1 protein-coding gene is annotated in these 261 nt (G+C 44.4%); it reads left to right on the forward strand.

Annotated elements, in window-relative coordinates; translation table 11 throughout:
- Positions 1–261 (forward strand): hypothetical protein (locus HMPREF3247_RS15155; protein ID WP_180363503.1); only part of this gene is annotated, 261 nt, incomplete at both ends.

Genomic DNA, 261 nt, shown 5'->3' on the forward strand with positions numbered 1-261 from the left:
GTGATTCAGACTCAGCAAGTGATTCAGATTCAGCGAGCGATTCAGATTCAGCGAGTGATTCAGATTCAGACAGCGATTCAGACTCAGACAGTGACTCAGATTCCGATAGTGACTCAGACTCAGATAGCGACTCAGATTCCGATAGTGACTCAGACTCAGACAGCGATTCAGATTCAGATAGTGATTCAGATTCAGATAGCGATTCGGATTCAGATAGTGACTCAGATTCAGATAGCGACTCAGATTCAGATAGCGATTCAG

Source organism: Staphylococcus sp. HMSC36A10, assembly GCF_001838845.1.
Classification (GTDB): Bacteria; Bacillota; Bacilli; order Staphylococcales; family Staphylococcaceae; genus Staphylococcus; species Staphylococcus aureus.